14 protein-coding genes are annotated in these 17,157 nt (G+C 69.9%); 11 read left to right on the forward strand and 3 right to left on the reverse strand.

Annotated elements, in window-relative coordinates; genetic code table 11:
- Positions 1-64: 64 nt before the first annotated feature.
- On the forward strand, positions 65-1,381 hold the full coding sequence (locus KF840_09405) for a flippase-like domain-containing protein (protein ID MBX3025113.1): 1,317 nt from the start codon (positions 65-67) through the stop codon (positions 1,379-1,381).
- 9 nt (positions 1,382-1,390) lie between these two features.
- A complete protein-coding gene (locus tag KF840_09410) occupies positions 1,391-2,131 on the forward strand; it encodes a TVP38/TMEM64 family protein (protein ID MBX3025114.1) in 741 nt (246 codons plus the stop codon).
- Positions 2,132-2,347: 216 nt separating this feature from the next.
- Here the strand turns inward: KF840_09410 and KF840_09415 are convergent, their stop codons facing one another.
- On the reverse strand, positions 2,348-4,354 hold the full coding sequence (locus tag KF840_09415) for a thioredoxin reductase (GenBank protein MBX3025115.1): 2,007 nt from the start codon (positions 4,352-4,354) through the stop codon (positions 2,348-2,350).
- Positions 4,355-4,525: 171 nt separating this feature from the next.
- The gene (locus KF840_09420) at positions 4,526-5,662 is read right to left on the reverse strand and encodes a hypothetical protein (GenBank protein ID MBX3025116.1); all 1,137 of its coding nucleotides are present in this window, start codon (positions 5,660-5,662) and stop codon (positions 4,526-4,528) included.
- Between the two features lie 178 nt (positions 5,663-5,840).
- Between KF840_09420 and KF840_09425 the strand changes: the two genes are divergently transcribed.
- From KF840_09425 to KF840_09460, 8 genes are all read left to right on the forward strand, one after another.
- The gene (locus tag KF840_09425) at positions 5,841-7,040 is read left to right on the forward strand and encodes a beta-lactamase family protein (protein ID MBX3025117.1); all 1,200 of its coding nucleotides are present in this window, start codon (positions 5,841-5,843) and stop codon (positions 7,038-7,040) included.
- Positions 7,041-7,111: 71 nt separating this feature from the next.
- Positions 7,112-7,429, forward strand: a complete 318-nt coding sequence (locus KF840_09430; protein MBX3025118.1) for a hypothetical protein — start codon at positions 7,112-7,114, stop codon at positions 7,427-7,429.
- A 435-nt stretch (positions 7,430-7,864) separates the two neighbouring features.
- A complete protein-coding gene (locus KF840_09435; GenBank protein ID MBX3025119.1) occupies positions 7,865-8,560 on the forward strand; it encodes a TetR/AcrR family transcriptional regulator in 696 nt (231 codons plus the stop codon).
- A gap of 3 nt (positions 8,561-8,563) precedes the next feature.
- A complete protein-coding gene (locus tag KF840_09440) occupies positions 8,564-10,204 on the forward strand; it encodes a DUF2147 domain-containing protein (GenBank protein MBX3025120.1) in 1,641 nt (546 codons plus the stop codon).
- Positions 10,204-10,827 (forward strand): class I SAM-dependent methyltransferase, encoded by a 624-nt coding sequence (locus KF840_09445; GenBank protein ID MBX3025121.1) that lies wholly within the window; start codon positions 10,204-10,206, stop codon positions 10,825-10,827. The genes KF840_09440 and KF840_09445 overlap by 1 nt, the downstream gene beginning before the upstream one ends.
- A gap of 474 nt (positions 10,828-11,301) precedes the next feature.
- Complete coding sequence (locus KF840_09450; protein ID MBX3025122.1) at positions 11,302-13,761, forward strand: arylsulfatase; 2,460 nt, start codon at positions 11,302-11,304, stop codon at positions 13,759-13,761.
- A gap of 468 nt (positions 13,762-14,229) precedes the next feature.
- A complete protein-coding gene (locus KF840_09455) occupies positions 14,230-14,478 on the forward strand; it encodes a type II toxin-antitoxin system prevent-host-death family antitoxin (protein MBX3025123.1) in 249 nt (82 codons plus the stop codon).
- On the forward strand, positions 14,475-14,741 hold the full coding sequence (locus KF840_09460; GenBank protein ID MBX3025124.1) for a Txe/YoeB family addiction module toxin: 267 nt from the start codon (positions 14,475-14,477) through the stop codon (positions 14,739-14,741). Before KF840_09455 ends, KF840_09460 begins: the two co-directional genes overlap by 4 nt.
- Before the next feature lie 81 nt (positions 14,742-14,822).
- Here KF840_09460 and KF840_09465 read toward each other — a convergent pair whose 3' ends face one another.
- Positions 14,823-15,035 (reverse strand): hypothetical protein, encoded by a 213-nt coding sequence (locus tag KF840_09465; protein ID MBX3025125.1) that lies wholly within the window; start codon positions 15,033-15,035, stop codon positions 14,823-14,825.
- Between the two features lie 731 nt (positions 15,036-15,766).
- On the opposite strand from KF840_09465, the gene KF840_09470 reads away from it, so the two are divergent.
- Positions 15,767-17,155, forward strand: coding sequence for a sigma-54-dependent Fis family transcriptional regulator (locus tag KF840_09470; GenBank protein ID MBX3025126.1), 1,389 nt, complete (start codon positions 15,767-15,769; stop codon positions 17,153-17,155).
- Positions 17,156-17,157 lie beyond the last annotated feature (2 nt).

Below are 17,157 nucleotides of genomic sequence, written 5' to 3' on the forward strand. Positions count from 1 at the left end.
CGCTCGCTTGCCCGGGCGGGGGGCGCCGGGTATTCCCGGAAGCTCCTCACCGAAGGGATTCCCCGTGCGCACAGCTCCAACCTCCGCCTCGCCGGTGGCGTGGATGGCGATCGCCATCGCGTCCGGCGCCTTCGCGGTGCTCGCCTACGATGCCTGGCTCGGCCGACTCGGTCTGCCGGCGCTGGGCGCGCTGCTCGTCGCCTTCATCGCCTTCTGGGCCGGCCGCCGCGGCCTCCCGCTGCCCAGCCGCGCCACCGCCGACCTGACGGCGAAGGTGCTCTTCACCGTCGTCGGCATGGTCGCCCTGCTGCGCCATCCGATCCCGGTCGAGGGCGGCGAGCGGCTGCCGATCTACGACGCGATCCTGCAGTACCTCCCCTACGTCGATCCGCGCCTGTTCGTCCTGTTCGGCCTGCTGGCCATGCTGGTGAAGGCCCTCGGCGTCGTCTCCTCCGCCTACGCCTGGCATCTGCTGCTGGTCGGGCAGCGCATCCGCTACCCGTTCTGGCAGGCGATCTTCACCGCCTTCCTGATCGGACGCTTCATCGGCACCTTCCTGCCGAGCACCATCGGCCTCGACGGCTACACGCTGTACGAAGCGGGCCGCTACTCGAACCAGTGGTCGCGCGCCGTCACCGCGAAGATGCTGGAGAAGCTGATCGGCATCACCGGCCTCTTCCTCGGCATGGTCCTCACCCTGCCGTTCGGCTACCAGGTCATCGTCGACGTCACCCACCACGCCAGCCGACCGCACGCCGCGCCGCTGGTCGCCGGGCTGATCATCGCCGTCGCCGGCGGCATCTGCGCCGCGGTGATCCTGATTCTCGCCTGGCCGCGGCTGCTCACCGGCGCGCTGGCGATCTTCGGCAACTGGCTGCCCGGCGGCCTGCGCGGCCGCGTCGAGCAACTCGGCAGCGCCCTCGGCGCCTACCATGGGCAGGTCGGCCTGTTGTTCGCGGCGCTGTTCAGCAAGTTCGTCACCCACTTCACCACCGCGGTGGTCTACTACTTCACCGCCCTGGCGATCGGCGTCGTCGGGGCGCAGTTCTGGCCGATCGTCTTCGGCTCGACGATCCAGATCCTCGGCACCGTCTTCGCCCCGACCATCGCCGGCGAGGGCGCGCGCGAAGCCTTTCAGGCGCTGCTGCTGCAGAAACAGCTCGGCGGCGTCCCCCAGGCGGTGCTCTCGGCTGCCCTCGGCTTCATCGCCGCTGAGGCGGCGACGCTGTGGGGCGGCGCCTTCCTGCTGGTGCGCAAGCCGGGCTGGCGGCCGACCTTCACCCGCGTCGACGACGCGCCGGTTGACTACGCCTGGATCGACGACCGCGAGGCGGTGGACTTCCAGCGCGCGGCGAAGATGGCCGCCGCCGCCCGCCGCTGACCCGGCGCCATGGCGGGTGGTGAAAGGCCCATCGTGTCCGAGGGGCTCGAGCCGCCGTCGCCGCCGAGCCGGCTGCCACGGGCGAGGATTGCCATCGGCGCCGTGGTCCTGGTCGCCTTCCTCCTCATCGCCCGGCAGGGCGGCGCCCACATTCCGCAGTTCGCGGCATGGGTCAATCGCCTCGGCCTCTGGGGGCCGGTGGTGTTCATCCTCGGCTACGCCGTGGCGGTGGTCGCCTTCGTGCCCGCGTCGCTGCTGACCCTCGCCGCCGGGGCGATCTTCGGCATCGCCCGCGGCGTCGTCATCGTCTTCATCGCCGCCGTGCTCGGCTCCTCCGCGGCGTTCCTGGTCTCGCGCTATCTCGCCCGCGCGGCCATCGAACAGCGGGTGCGCGGCAACGCGCGCTTCGCCGCCATCGACCGCGCCGTCGGCGCCGAGGGGCGCAAGATCGTCTTCCTGCTGCGGCTCTCGCCCGCCGTCCCGTTCACGCTGCTGAACTACGCCCTGGGGCTGACCCGTGTCCGCTTCGCCGACTACGTCGTCGCCTCCATCGGCATGCTGCCGGCCACGACGCTCTACGTGTACTACGGCAAGCTCGCCGGCGACGTCGCCGCCCTCGCCGGCGGCGCCGCGGTCGAGAAGGGCGCCGGCTACTATGCGGTGCTGGCGATCGGCCTGGCGGCGACCATCGCGGTCACGGCGGTGGTGACGCGGACGGCACGGCGAGCGCTGCAGGCCGTCGCGGAGTGAGCTGGCAGCGCGCGGCCGTCGGGAGCGGCGCGAGTCTAGTGTCGATACGACACAACACCTTCACCACGGAGGCACGGAGGGGGCAGCGTCGGAATGGCGGGTGGGTACGATCCCTATGGCCATTGCTGGATGGCGTTGGGGATCTCGCCCCCGAACCCCCTCTCGTACAGGTTGCTCCGTGTCTCCGTGCCTCCGTGGTGAAATGGTTTCGTCGCATCAAGGCGAGCTGCCCACCGCCGACCGCAGATCCGCCGGCCGCCGGACGCGATTGTAGGCGGCTTTGTAGTCCTTCCAGAATTCCCGGTACTGCCGCTTGTTCTTCAGGTCGTTGAACGGGTAGCGCGCCCCCGGACGCTGGCGCAGGACGTACGTCAGCGCGAAGTCGAGCGGCAAGATCAGCAGCGCGGATAGCGGGTGAAACAGCATCGGCACCGCCAACAGGAACGCGGCGAGCTTGACGCGGAAGAAGGGGCAGCTATTCGCGACGGGAATCATCGCCCAGTAGCCGAAGAGCATCTGACCGCCCACGGCGGCCGCGAGCACGTAGCTGTTGATCCATCCGTGCAGGAACAACGAGGCGAAGACGGCGACGGTCAGGAGCTGGTATCCCAGATACGTGAGCGCGAGCTGCCACACGAGCGTGAATCCGTTGTGCTGGGTGAAGACGTGGTCGACGAAGTCGGCGCACTTGTCGATCGCGTAGCGGCCGCTCTGGCGGAACTTGTCGGCGTTGTTCGGGTAGCTGAGATACTTGGCCACGTCCCTGGCGCTGCGGCACGACCGGAGACTCAGCTCGATGCCGAGCTCCCTGGCGACCTCGTCCGTGTAGAAGCCGTAGTAGGTCAGGTGGTCGCGCGGGCCCGGCGCGGCGGTGACGTAGTACCGGCGATCGTAGCGCGCGATCTTCTCATCGAGGCGATCGGCCATGCCGGCGCGGAACGGCTCGTCGGTGATCAGCCGGTGGATGAGCAGTGACTGCATCTCGGTGATGTTGGAGAGGCCGCCGGTGAGCGGCCGCGTGTAGCCGAGCAGGTAGACGTTGTGGAGAGCCCTCGGGACCACGCCGAGGTAGTTCTCCCGGTAGACGTACTCGTAGTCGACGGTCTGTCCGTCCTTCTCGCAGGTGATGCGGGGCAGTCTCGGGACCTCGGCATCCCCCTTGATCAGGTGGTCGTAGTGCACGAGCTGCCCGTCGCATTCGATGGTCTTGCTCGCCTCGTCGACCCTGGTGTCGGCCTTGCTCCAGAGCGCGACCAGGCCCTCGGAGACGAAGAACGGGAGATCGTTCAGCAGGAAGCCCTGCGCGATGCGCCCGGGCAGATCGTCGGAGAACAGGCGCGCGTACGTGTCGATCGGCCAGTACTTGATCGCGATGATGCCGTTGGGGACGTGCGCCTGGGGAGGTCGATCGGCCTCGATCACGCGCCGCGTGTTCCCGAACGGCACGTGGAAATTCTCCGGGGTGAAGAGGCGCCCCAGGACGTGCTGGATCCTCCGCACGAGGGCCATGAAGGCGGCGAGCGGCTTGAAGTTGGGAACGACCTTGTACATCGGCACGAAATTGAAATTGATCACCGCGCCGTAGAGACGCGGGAAGCTGCGTGCCATCTGATGCGCCTCGAGCTGATCGAGGCTGTAGGTCGTGTCGCCCATGTAGAAGAGCTTGTCCAAGGCCAGGAAGCCGTTCTGCAGGACGATGATCCGGTTGTCTCCCGTCACCAACTTCGAGATCAGGAGGTTCGCGGAGTCGCCGATCGTGTCGAACACGACGGTCTGGTCGCGGATGCTGCAATCGAACGTGGTGAGCGACTCGACGATCCGGCGGCGAAACGCCGTCGAGATCACGACGTGCTTGGCTTTGAATCGTTCGCCGCTCGTGGTGTGGACGATGCTGTGGTCGCGCGTGTTCTCGATCAGGCTGACGCGGTCGACGACGATGCGATCCTGGTACTGGCGCTGGTACCGCAGGTGCATGTCGTAGAACTCCTGCGCCGTCGGGTAGCGGTCTTCGCTGAAGTCCTCGACCAGGTCGAACGTGTAGAAGCTGGTGTAGTACGAGCTGACGAGATCGAAATCGAGGCCGCCCGAGCGCGTGAGGGACGCCCAGATCGAGCCGTCCTTCTCCGAGATGATCGTGTAGTCCACGCCGGAGCGGTCGAGCTCGCGCAGGAGCGGGATGGCGGAGAAGCCGAACCCCACGAGCAGAACACTCGACTCCTTCATCGACTCCCCTCCCGATCTCACGCGGCCGCGAGCGGGCGATATGCACACGCGAAACGAAGCGCGGTCAAGGCTCCTCGGCCCGCTGTGCCGGGCCGCTCCGTCTCGCAACCAGCCGGCGGTTCGCGGGGCTGGGCCCGCATGCGCGGGAGGTCGGCCTGGGGCAGGCTCGACCTATTGCGGACCCGCGGGGGCAGAGCCGGACGCCGAGGCGCCGGCCGCGCGCTCGACGGTGAGCAACGCGACCGGTTCGTCGAAGCCCTTGAGCATGCGCTTGCCCGCCGGCTGGAAGCGCAGGTGCGGGGCGCCGGCGGCGGTGGCAACCGCGGGGGTGACGAGGAGCTCGCCCGGCACCGCGAGCTCGGCGAGGCGCGCCGCGAGGTTGACGATCGGCCCGTAGTAATCGCCGCCGCGAATGATGAGCTCGCCGGCGGCGAGCGCGCCGCGCGGCGTCACCGCCCGATCGCCGGCGAACTCGTCGACCAGCGCCAGCCCGATGTCGCAGGCGGCGCGCGCGTCCATGGTGACGAACATCACCTCGTCGCCGATCAGCTTCACCAGGCGGCCGCCGCCGGCGACCACCGCGTCGTGCGCGCGCGTCTCGAAATCCTCGATCAGCTCCGCGAGATCGCGCGCCGAGACCCGACTCGCCAGCGGGGTGAAGCCGACCAGATCGATGAACCCCACCGTCATCTCCGCGGTGTAGACGGAGCGGCCGAGCTGCAGCCGGCGAAAGCGTTCGATCGCCATCGCCATGTGCGCCCCAAAGCAGACGTGGATCATCCGCTGCAGCGCGCTGATGGATTCGACGGCGCGCAGCCCCGCTTCCGCGAGCTGCCGTTCGGTGGTCCCACGGGCGCGCATCGGCCCTTCGACCGTGACGTAGAAGAGCGACACGGCGGCCTCGGCGATGTGGCTGAGCGAGGCGCCGACGGTGCGCAGCACGCGCAGCAGCGGCTTCTCGCCGAACAGCGCGGCGGTGCGCGCGAAGAGCTGGCTCACCTCGAGCATGTCGTCGCCGAACAGCCGCTGGTCGCGCGCCGCCGGCAGACCCACGGCGAGCGTCAGCTCGGCCAGCCGGTCGGCCGGAATCGCGGCGCGCGCCGCGATCTCCTCGAGCGTGTAGCGGGGCCCCTGCCTGAGCGCGAGATCGGCCGCGAGCGCGCTCAGCGGCCCGCGCGCGTTGGCGGCGACCATCGCTTCGATCGTCAGCCCGCGCCCCGCCAACCATTCGAGCAGCTCGAGGCGTTCCGCCGCGCCGGGCGCGCGCGGGTCGTAGAGCCCGGCGGCTTCGTAGTCGGCGGGGTTCATTGCCAGGCCGATACGCGTCGCCGGCGCGACCGGCAAGTCCGCCGGCCTCCCGCGTCGGGTCGGCTCGAATGCGTTCTCCGCGGCGCGTGCGCCGGCACGGCACCGACCACGGCCCCATCGCCGCCCCCGGGCGGCACGGGCCGGCTCCATGCCCGCTCCTCTTTTCCCCGGCATCGGCATGGGCGATAGTCGCCCGATGTCCGACCTGACGATCCACGGCGAGTGCGCGGCGCGTTTCCGGCGCGTGCGCGAGGTGTTCGAGGATGGCTTCCGGCGCGGGCGCGAGATCGGCGCCGCGGTCGCGGTGGTGCACGACGGCGAGACCGTCGTCGATCTGTGGGCCGGTTGGGCCGACCTGGCGAAGACGCGGCCCTGGCAGCGCGACACCATCGCCAACGTCTACTCGTGCACCAAGGCGATGGCGGCGCTCTGCGCGCACCAGTTGGTGGAGCGTGGCCGTCTCGATCTCGACGCGCCGGTCGCCGACTACTGGCCGGAGTTCGCGCAGCGGGGCAAGGAGCGGATCCCCGTCCGCTGGCTGCTGAGCCACCGCGCGGCGCTGCCGGCGGTGCGTGAGATGCTCCCCGGCGAGGCGCTCTACGACTGGAGCATGATCACCGCGGCGCTGGCCGGCGAGCAGCCGTGGTGGGAGCCGGGGACCGCCCACGGCTACCACGCCGTGACCTTCGGCTGGCTGGTCGGCGAGGTGGTGCGCCGCATCGACGGCCGCAGCCTCGGCACCTACTTCCGCGACGAGATCGCGCGCCCGCTCGGGCTCGACTTCCACATCGGTCTCGCCGACGCCGAGCACGCGCGGGTCGCCGAGCTGAGCGACCTGGCGATGGCCGGGGCCGACGAGCTCGACGCCGATGCCATCGGCCTGGCACAGGTGATCCTGTCCGACCCCAACAGCATGACGGCGCGCGCCTTCATGAACCCGCCGTCGATGGCGTTCGGCGTCAACAACCCGGAGTGGCGACGGGCCGAGATTCCGGGGGCCAACGGCCACGCCGGCGCCCGCGATCTGGCGCGCGTCTACGGCGCGTTGGCGCGCGGCGGCGACCTGGACGGCGCGCACGTGCTCGACCCGGCCGGCATCGCCCGGCTGCGCGGCGAGCAATCACGCGGCCCCGACCTGGTGCTGCAGGTCAGCACCCGCTTCGGCCTCGGGGTCATGCTGCCGCAGGAGCGCGACGACGCGCGCTTCGGACCGAGCCCCAATGCCTTCGGCCACCCCGGCGCCGGCGGCGCCCTCGGCTTCGCCGATCCGGACGGCCGCATCGGCTTCGGCTACACGCCGAATCGCCTCGGGCCGCACATCCTGCTCGACCCGCGCGCCACGGCGCTGATCGACGCGGTGTACGAGGGGCTGCGATAGGTCGTCGCGCAGATCGCCTCCGCACCCGTTCCGCGGTTGCCCGATTCATTCCGCGGAGTAGTGTGAGCGCCATGAAGACGCTCCTGGCTCTGGTGCTGGTACTGCTGTCCGCCTCCCTGACCTCGGCCCAGCCGATCGGCGAGGGCGACGGTCCGATCGGCGGCGCGATGGTCGGCGGCGCGCCCGTCGGCGAGGGCGATGGCGCCATCGGCGGCGCGATGGTCGGCGGCGCGGCCGCCGGCGAGGGCGACAGCGCCATCGGCGGCGCCATGGTCGGCGGCGCCCCGGCCGGCGAGGGCGACGGCGCCATCGGCGGACCCGCGGTCGGCGGCGCGGCCGTCGGCCAGGAAGAGGACGACGCCGCCGTCGGCGGCGCGCCGCTGGAGTGACGCGCGGAGCGATCTCGAGTCGCTCCGCAACTCCCGCAGCCGGCGCGGAGCCCGACGCTGGCACGCGCGCCGCTCCTCCGTCCCCTCCGCGCAGGCCGCGAACGGGTGGTTCCCTTCGCGCGCCAGCGCCTGTTCGAGGCGCACCCTTCGTCGGCGATTGCGTATCTCAGCCGATCACCAGAGCCGACGCGGAGCCGGTCAAGCATCCCCCGAGGGACCACGTCCGGCTCGGCGGGTCGCCCACGCCATGCGATCCCGCGCGTCGCGGTCGCGCGATCCTCGGGGTCGTGGCCGATCCCGGCCGGCACCCGAGGCTCACCGCCTGGGATGACGGGAACGCGGGCACGTCCCTCCACCGTGACGGACGGGCGTGTGGCCACGTCTCCGGCAATCGTCTTGACTGACTGAGTCGGTCAGTTATATGGTGCCGGCACCATGCCGCGAGAGACGCCGCCGGACCGCATTCCCGACCTCATCCGCGTCGCGACGGACGTCTTCATCGCGCAGGGGTATCGACGCACGCAGATGGCGGACGTCGCCGACGCCCTCGGCATCGCGAAAGGCACCCTCTACCTCTACGTCGAGAGCAAGGAAGCCCTGTTCGATCTCGCCTGCCGCTACGCCGACGCCCTCCCGGCGCCCGCCGAGCTGCCGGCGCTCCCGATTCCGACGCCGAAGCCGGATGCGACGCTCCGTTTCGTTCGTGAAGAGCTTGCGCGCGGCCGGCAACTGCCGGCGCTCGACGCCGCACTGGCGCGGAAGCGCGTCACCGATGTGTCGGCGGAAGCGCGGGCGATCGTCTCCGAGCTCTACGATCTGCTGGCACGCAACCGTCGTCGCATCGAGCTCGTCGATTCGTCCGCCCGCGACTATCCCGAGCTGGCCGCGTACTGGTTCGAAGGCGCGCGCGGCGGCCTCGTCGCGCAGCTATCCGACTGGCTCGAGTCGCGCATCCGCCGCGGCGCCCTGGCCGCCGTGCCCGACGTCGGCGCGGCGGCGCGACTGATTCTGGAAACGACGGTCTTCTGGGCCGTCCATCGCCACTTCGACTCGCGACCGGAGACGGTCGACGAGGACCTCGCGCGCCAGACGGTCGTTCACTTCGTCGTCCGCGCGCTGACGAAGGAGTGATCCATGACTCGACGCTACGACATTGACTGGCTGCGGATCGGTGCGACGCTGCTGCTCTTCGTCTTCCACGTGGGCATGGTCTTCAGTCCGGCGCCCTTCTACCACATCCGCAACGACGCCCTGTCGTTCGCGTGGCTCGTCGTCTGCGGCTTCATCGGGCTGTGGCACATGCCGCTCTTCTTCCTGCTCGCGGGGTGGTCGCTCTGCGAGTCGATGCGCGCGCGCGGCGTGCCGGGCGTCGTCGGCGAGCGCCTCCGGCGCCTCCTCGTCCCGCTCGTCTTCGGCTGCCTCGTGTTCATGCCGGTGATCAAGTTTCTCGAGCTCTCCGGCGGCCTCGATCTCAGCCGCAACGGCCTCCGCGTGAGTCCGGCGCTGCAAGACGGGTTTCGCGCCGTGATCCCGGACGGGCTGCCGGTCGCCGCGCCGTTCCACGAGACGTTCCGCGAGTTCCTGCCGACGTTCTTTACGCTCGACCGGTTCACCTGGGCGCATCTGTGGTTCGTCGCCTACCTGCTCACGTTCACCGTCGTTTACCTGCCGCTCTTCGCGTGGTTGCTCCGCCGCACGACGGAGCCGCAGCGCGTGCCGGCGATCCTCGTCTACGCGCCGATCCTTCCACTCGCGCTCGTGCAGATGCTGCTGCGTCCCTACTGGCCCGGCGTGCAGAACCTGTACGACGACTGGGCGAACGTCGCGTACTACAGCACGTACCTGTTCGCGGGCTTCCTGCTCGCGCGCCATCCCATGGTCGAGATCGTCGCGCAGCGCGAGTGGCGTCGGGCGCTCCTCCTTGGCATCGCAACGTCCGGTGTGCTGCTCGGGGGGCTGCTCCGGCTGTACGACGCGCCGTCCGTGATGCTGGCTGGCAGCGCGGTCGCTGGCTGGTGCTTCGTGCTCGCGTTCCTCGGGCTCGCGAAACGCTTCCTCGACGTCGGCAACGCGGCGCTCCACTACCTGAGCGAGGCCGCGTTTCCGGTCTATCTGCTGCACCAGGCGGCGATCGTCGTGCCCGGTTACTGGCTCATCCAGATGCCGTTCGGCATCGCGACGAAATCCGTGCTCCTGCTCCTCGTCTCCGTCGCCCTGACGTTCGCCATCTACCACTGCGTGGTCCGGACGCTACCGCCGCTGCGATTCTGCCTCGGCATGCGCCCCCGGGTCTGTCCCGTGCCCCGACTCGTCACGCAAGCGGCCGTCGTCGCGCTGATCGTGGCGGCGGCGACGGCCGTGTACGCAGAGACGCCGGAGGGACGGTGGTATGCCGAGGGCGGCGCGGCGCAGATCGAGATTGCGCCCTGTGGCGAGGCGCTGTGCGGTACCGTCGTCTGGCTCCGGTCGCCGTTCGACGAGAACGGCTGTCCGCTGACGGATGCCCAGAATCCCGATGCGACGCTCCGTGGCCGGGAGATCGTCGGCCTCCGCGTCCTCACCGACCTTCGACCGGACGGAAGCGGATCGGGCGGCTGGACCGGGGGCCTGATCTACGATCCGACCAGCGGACGAACCTATCGCTGCAACCTTGCCCTCGACGGCCCTGACCGCGCGCGCCTGCGAGGCTACATCGGGATCACGCTGCTCGGGCGGACCACCACCTGGCTGCGCGTCGGCTCCGAGAGCCGTGCGTGCGGCACACGGTCGTCCTGATGCGACGCCCCGAATTCATCGCGCGTCAGTCGCGACGTCCGAGTGGGCTGCTCGGTTGGCTGATCGGGCGCATCATGGAGGGCGAGACGGCGCCCGAAAACGACATCGCCGTCGAGCGGCTCGCGCTGCAGGCCGAGGACGCTGTGCTGGAGGTGGGCTTCGGCCCGGGGCGCACGCTGCAGCGCATGGCCGAGCTGGTCATCCGCGGCCGCGTCGCGGGTGTCGACCTCTCCGACGACATGGTCGCGGCCGCCACCCGCCGCTGCCAGCGATACATCGCGCGGGGTCGCATGGAGCTCCGGCACGGTTCGGTGGAGCGCTTGCCGTTCCCGGATGGGTTCTTCGACAAGGCACTCTCGGTGCACACGCTGTACTTTTGGGAGCAGCCGGAGCAGGCATGCGCGGAGCTCCGGCGTGTGCTGAAGCGGGATGGCGTGCTCGTCCTCTGCTTCCGCGAAAAAGGTGACCATCACGCCGACGACTTCCCGCCGGCGGTCTACCGGTTCCACGCCGCCGCCGACGTCGGCGAGCTGCTGTGGGGTTGCGGCTTCGGTGATGTGGCCATCGAACGCCCGGTGGCTGCCGCGCGCGGGCTCGCGATCGTCACGGCGCGGACGGCCTAGCGAATCCCCGCGCGGAGGCGAGGCTGACGCGACGGGCAGGTGATCCGCACGCTGCCGCTCGCCGGCACGGCGGCCGTCGGTCGGCCGCGGAGTCGGCAAGCCGTAGGCGCATCGGCAAGGTGGGCTCCCCCCTCGACGGCGCCACGACGGTCTCAACCGGCCAACCGGCGCACCGCGCCGTCGCGGAGACGCGGCTCCAACCGATTGATTCCGTTATCGGATCCACACCTGAATGGCACACGCCAGCGCCCGAGGTCGCGAAGGACGGCGGGCGTTCCCCCGCCGTCCGGTGCGATAGGCAGCATCGCGAGCGCCGGGGGCTTTCCGGAAAATTGTCGGAGACCTTCCGGACTCACCGTCCGGTCTTTGCGATACGCGGCATGAATTCATGAGAGCGGATCGCGCCGGTCGCGGCGTGGCTCGGAGGTATTTCGAATGACATCTCGAATGACATCGATGATCCGCATCGCTCGCATGGCGGCGATTCTCGTGGCTGCGCTGACCGCCGTGCCGGCGCCGGCTCAGGTGTTCCAGGGCAAGCCCGGCGCCCCGGCGACGCGCGAATTTCCCGACTCGCGCGTGCTGCCGATCCCGAGCGCGCCTTTCGCCGGCTCGATCCAGCCCAACCTGATCGACAGCACGCCGGGCTGGCCGTCGACCATCGCGCCGCCGGCGGGCGCGCCGAACGTGCTGCTGATCCTGACCGACGACGCCGGCTTCGGTTCGAACTCGGTCTTCGGCGGCGTGGTGCCCACGCCCGCGCTCGACAAGCTCGCCCAGCGCGGCATTCGATACACGCAGATGCACAACACCGCGCTGTGCTCGCCGACGCGGGCGGCGCTGCTCACCGGCCGCAATCACCATGCCGTGGCCTTCGGCAACGTGGCCGAAGGTTCCAGCGGCTACCCCGGCTACGACACCGTCACCGGCCCCGAGAGCGCGCACATGGCGATGACGCTCAAGCTCAACGGCTACGCCACGTCGTGGTTCGGCAAGAACCACAACGTGCCGATCTGGGAGGCGACCCCGGCCGGCCCATTCACCAACTGGCCGATCAGCCAAGGCTACGACTACTTCTACGGCTTCGTCGGCGGCGACACCAGCCAGTGGGAGCCCGGCAACCTGTTCCGCAATACCACGCCGATCCACCCCTACAACGGCAAGCAGGGCCAGTGGAACCTGGTCACCGCGATGGCCGACGACGCCATCGAGTACATCCGCGCGCAGGCGGCCACCAACCCGAACCGGCCCTGGTTCATGCACTACGCGCCCGGCGCCACGCACGCGCCGCATCACCCGACCCAGGAGTGGGTCGACAAGATCACCGCGATGAATCTCTTCGACGAGGGCTGGAACCAGCTCACCGAGAAGATCTTCGAGAACCAGAAGCGCCTCGGCGTCGTGCCGGCGAACGCCAAGCTACCGCCGTGGCCGGACCAGTTGTTGCCGCGGTGGGAGACCCTCGATGCCGACCAGAAGCGCCTGTACCTGCGCCAGATCAACGTCTGGGCCGCCTACATGGCCTACATGGACCACGAGATCGGCCGCGTCATCGACACGATCGAGCAGCTCGGCGAGCTCGACAACACGCTGATCATCTGGGTCGCCGGCGACAACGGCATGAGCGCCGAAGGATCGATGAACGGCACGCCGAACGAAGTCGCGTACTTCAACGGCGTGGCCTTCACCGTCGAGCAGATGCTGCCCCTGATCCCGGTGTGGGGCACCGACAAGACCTACAACCACTTCGCAGTGCCCTGGGCCTTCGCGCTGGACACGCCCTACCGCATGGTCAAGCAGGTGGCCTCGCACCTCGGCGGCACGCGCACCGGCATGGTGATCTCGTGGCCGAAGCGCATCAAGGACGCGGGCGGCATGCGCAACCAGTTCCACCACGTGATCGACGTCGCGCCGACGGTGCTCGAGGCGATCGGCATCCCGCAGCCGACCTTCGTCAACGGCATCGAGCAACGCCCGTACGATGGCGTCAGCATGGTCTACACGTGGGACAAGGCGAACGCGAACGCGCCCTCGACCCGCAAGACGCAGTACTTCGAGATCTTCGGCAACCGCGCGATCTACCACGACGGTTGGATGGCCAACACCGTCCCCGCTGTCTACCCGTGGGAAGGCGTGGCCGGCAAACCTCCGGTGGACGTGATGAACGGTTACACCTGGGAGCTGTACAACCTGATCGAGGATCCGACCCAGACCAACGACCTCGCCGCGAAGGAGCCGGAGCGGCTGCGCATGATGCAGGAGCTGTGGACCGTCGAGGCGACGCGCAACAACGTCTTCCCGCTGAACAACTCGCAGGTGCCGATCCTGACCGACGAGCGTCCCGGGCCGGCGGCCGGACGCACGCAGTTCGTCTACACCGCGCCGATGACCTCGACGCAGTTCGGCGCCGCGCCGTCGATCCTCAACCGCTCGTTCAAGATCACCGCCGAGCTCGAGGTCCCGTCGGGCGGCGCCAACGGCGTGCTGGTGACGCAGGGCGGACGCTTCTCCGGGTACGGCCTGTACCTGAAGGACGGGAAGCCCACCTTCACCTACAACGCGCTCGACGTCGACCGCTTCAAGTGGCAGGGGTCGGAAGCGCTGCCGCCCGGCAAGCACTCGATCGTCTTCGACTGGAAGATGGACCCGCAGGGCATGGCGGTGGCGCGCGGCGGCACGGGCACGCTGTCGGTCGACGGCAGGCAGGTCGCGCAGCGCTCGCTGCCGAAAACGATTCCGTTCATCTGGGCCTGGGACGAGACCTTCGACATCGGCATGGACACCGGCACGCCGGTGGACGACGCCGACTACCAGGTCCCCTTTGCCGTCACGGGAACGTTCGGCAAGGTCACGTTCGACCTCGGCGAGTCGAGCGTGTCGCCCGAGTCGATCAAGCTGATGATGGAGGAGTTGGCGAAGAAGCGCGATCGCTGACATCCCCTTCGCGAAGCGTCCCGGTACGGCGCGGCGCCGTGCCTGGAGGATCGGGATGCCACCGCAGCGAGAAAGCGGCGCCTGTCCCCGTCCTGCGTGGATGCTGAACGGAGAAGGACCGATGCACAGTGTTCAGGTTGCCGGCGCGCCATCTCGCCGCTGCGGTGTGGTCGCCACGAGCTTCCTCCTCCTTGCACTCGCTGGTCGGAGCCGCGGAGCGGCGCACCACCGAGCTCGCCACGCAGACACGGAATCCGGTCGGCAACCCGATCAGGCGGCCTGCTGACTCAGCTCGACGAAACGTGCGAGGGGCACGGCGCATTTCGGTGCGCCACCCGCGAGCGCCAGAGGGTCTTCCGATCGGTCCCCAGGCCGAAGCACACCCCGCGGTCGCCGCGTCGGTGCTCACCTGCCGCGTTGACGGCTCTCGATTTCCAACGTACAAATATTCGTACAATGAAGGACTCCATGGCGATCGTAGGATACAGCGAGGCGCGGCAGCGTTTGGCGAAGCTGATGGACGCGGTAGTGGATGACCGCCGCCCGGTGGTGGTCACGCGCCAGAAGGCTGCGGCCGTGGTCATGCTGTCGCTCCAGGAGTACGAAGCGATGGCTGAAACCCTCCATCTCCTGCGGAGCCCGCGCAATGCGCAGCGGTTGCACAAGGCCGTCCGCGATGCGGATGCCCGACGATTCGCCCCCAACCCCCGTGAATGACCGAGCGCTGGACTGCGGGAGCAGCCCAGGACTACCGCTGGTTTGCCCGACGAGCACCCGAAGCGGCCGCCCGGATTGATCGTCTCCTGGCGGACATTCGCCGCCACCCGTTCACGGGAATCGGTAAGCCCGAGCCGTTGAGAGGCACGCTCGCCGGTTGGTGGTCGCGACGCATCACCGGCGAGCACCGCCTCGTCTACCGCGTGGTCGGCAAGGGGGCGGCACGCGAGCTGCAGATCGCGCAATGCCGGTACCACTACTGAAGCCGGCCGGGGAGTCGGCGCGCCCGCAGTGTTTCGCGCCCGGTGACCATCGTGCTGACCGGGCGCGCGGATGCGCGACGCTCACAACACCGCGGCGGCGTCCGCCCGCCCGGCAAGTGCCTCTGCCGCTCCCGGCCGCTGCGTATGGTCCGCCGCCGGCGCCACCGCACGTTCGCGGCGCAGCTTGGTCGACGACCACACCAGCGTCCTCGCGTTGATGCCCGTTCCGGCGGCGAGCTCTTTCGAGCTCTGCCCGCTGCGCCGCCACGCCCACTCCCGCCGCGTCTGCCTCATGCGCACCTCCCTCCTCGGCGCGCACTCTCGTAGCTCCACCGGCTTCCGTCAGGAACGCGATTCACTGAACGGATACACATCCTCGGCATACGGAGCGCGCCGCGATCGGCGAGGTGATCGTCCGCGTCGGCGGCGCAAGCGGCGAGCGGGCGAACAGGGTGCCCTGCCCGCGACGCGTGAACGCACGTCGACATAGCCTTGATGCGACAAGAGACTTTCACCACGGAGGCACGGAGACACGGAGAGTACTGATCTCGAAGCCCGCCCAGTGGTCCTCCCAAAGTTCATTGGAAATGGAGTGAGAAGAGGCCCCGCGCCTTCGCTATGGCACCGAGCCCTCCGTGTCTCCGTGCCTCCGTGGTGAGGAGTTTTCTGTCTCATCAAGGATAGCTCGGGGGAGGCCGCCGCCGCATGGTCCTCGCCCAGGCGTCTCGCCCGGGAGCACCGGCGGGAGGAAGCCGGGTCGCCGCCCACATGCGTCCCGGAGGCCGCCGTCCCGGCATTCTGCCCGAATCCGCGGAACGGCATGCGGTGAACTGCCAGGACGAGCCGACCGCTGCGGCCTCGGACGGCTCGCCTGCCCACGGCAAGAGCATCCGCGCGCCGCTGGCCTGCCGCTTGCGTCAGCGGCAGTTGACCGGGCCGCCGCGAACGGCGTTGTGAAGGGCGGCGGAGAACGGCGTCCGCCAATCCTGCAGCCCGGAGCCGACATGAACGAACCGGACGAGCCGATGGTCGATGATCGCCTCCCCACGCCGCCGCCGGCCTGGCCGGCGCTCGTCGTCGACGACGACGTCGGCGTGCGGCAGTCGCTGCGCCTCTGCCTCGAGCCCACGGGCGCGCGCGTGCTCGGCGTCGGCTCCGCCGCGGCGGCACTGGAGGCGCTGGAGCGCGCGCACTTCGACGTCGTCTTCCTCGACCTCTGGCTCGGCGCGGACTCCGGGCTCGATCTCCTGCCGGAGATCCTGCGCCGCCAGGCGGAGGCCGGCGTCATCGTCATCACCGCCTTCGCCAGCTTCGAGAGCGCGGTCGAGGCGATGAAGCGCGGCGCCGCGGACTATCTGCCGAAGCCGTTCACCCCCGATCAGGTCCGCCTCGCCGCCGGCCGGGTGCGCGAGGCGCACCGCCTGCGCCGCCGGGTCGCCGAGCTCGAACAGCAGATCGACGACAGCGACGTGGCGTGTCTCTTCGAATCCGCCAACCCCGCTTTCCGCGCCTTCCTGCAGACGGCGAGCCGCGCCGCCGCGTCCGATTCGGTGGTCCTGCTGGGCGGAGAGAGCGGCACCGGCAAGAACGTGCTGGCCCGCTGGCTGCGCGACCACAGCCCGCGTCGCGCCGCGCCGTTCGTCAGCGTCAACTGCCCGACCCTCTCGAGCGATCTCATGAGCAGCACGCTCTTCGGGCACCGCCGGGGCGCGTTCACCGGCGCCACCAGCGACGTCCCCGGCAAGGTGGAGGAGGCGGAGGGGGGAACGCTCTTCCTCGACGAGGTCGGCGAGCTCTCCGCCGACGCCCAGGCGCGCCTCCTGCGCTTCCTGAACGACCGCTCGTACGAACGCCTCGGCGAAGCGCGCGAGCGGCGGGCCGATGTGCGCATCATCGCGGCGACCAACCGATCGCTCGCCGAGGAGGTCCGCGCCGGCCGCTTCCGCGAGGACCTGTTCTACCGGCTGAACGTCGTCGCCTTCACCCTGCCGCCGATCCGCGAGCGCCCCGAGGACATCGTGCCGCTGGCGCGCCATTACCTGCGCTTCTACGCGCGCCGGCAGCGGCGGCCGGCGCTGGCGTTCTCGAGCGCCGCGGAGGCGGCCATCCGCGCCCATCCGTGGCCCGGCAACCTGCGCGAGCTGCGCAATGCGGTGGAGCGGGCGGCGATCCTCGCCGCCGGCAACGCGCTCGAACCGCCGGATCTCGGCCTGCCGCCGCCGCGCGACGCCGCGGCGGCGGGCCCGCTGGGGTCGGGCGTGCACGTGGGTGCGATGGTCACGCTCGCGGCCCTCGAACGCGAGCACATCGCCCGGGTGGTCGCCCAGTCGGCCACCCTCGAAGCCGCCGCGCGCACGCTCGGCATCGACGCCACCACGTTGCAGCGCAAGCGGCGGCGCTACGGCCTGGTGTGAGC

The organism is bacterium, assembly GCA_019637795.1.
Classification (GTDB): domain Bacteria; phylum Desulfobacterota; class Binatia; order HRBIN30; family CADEER01; genus JAHBUY01.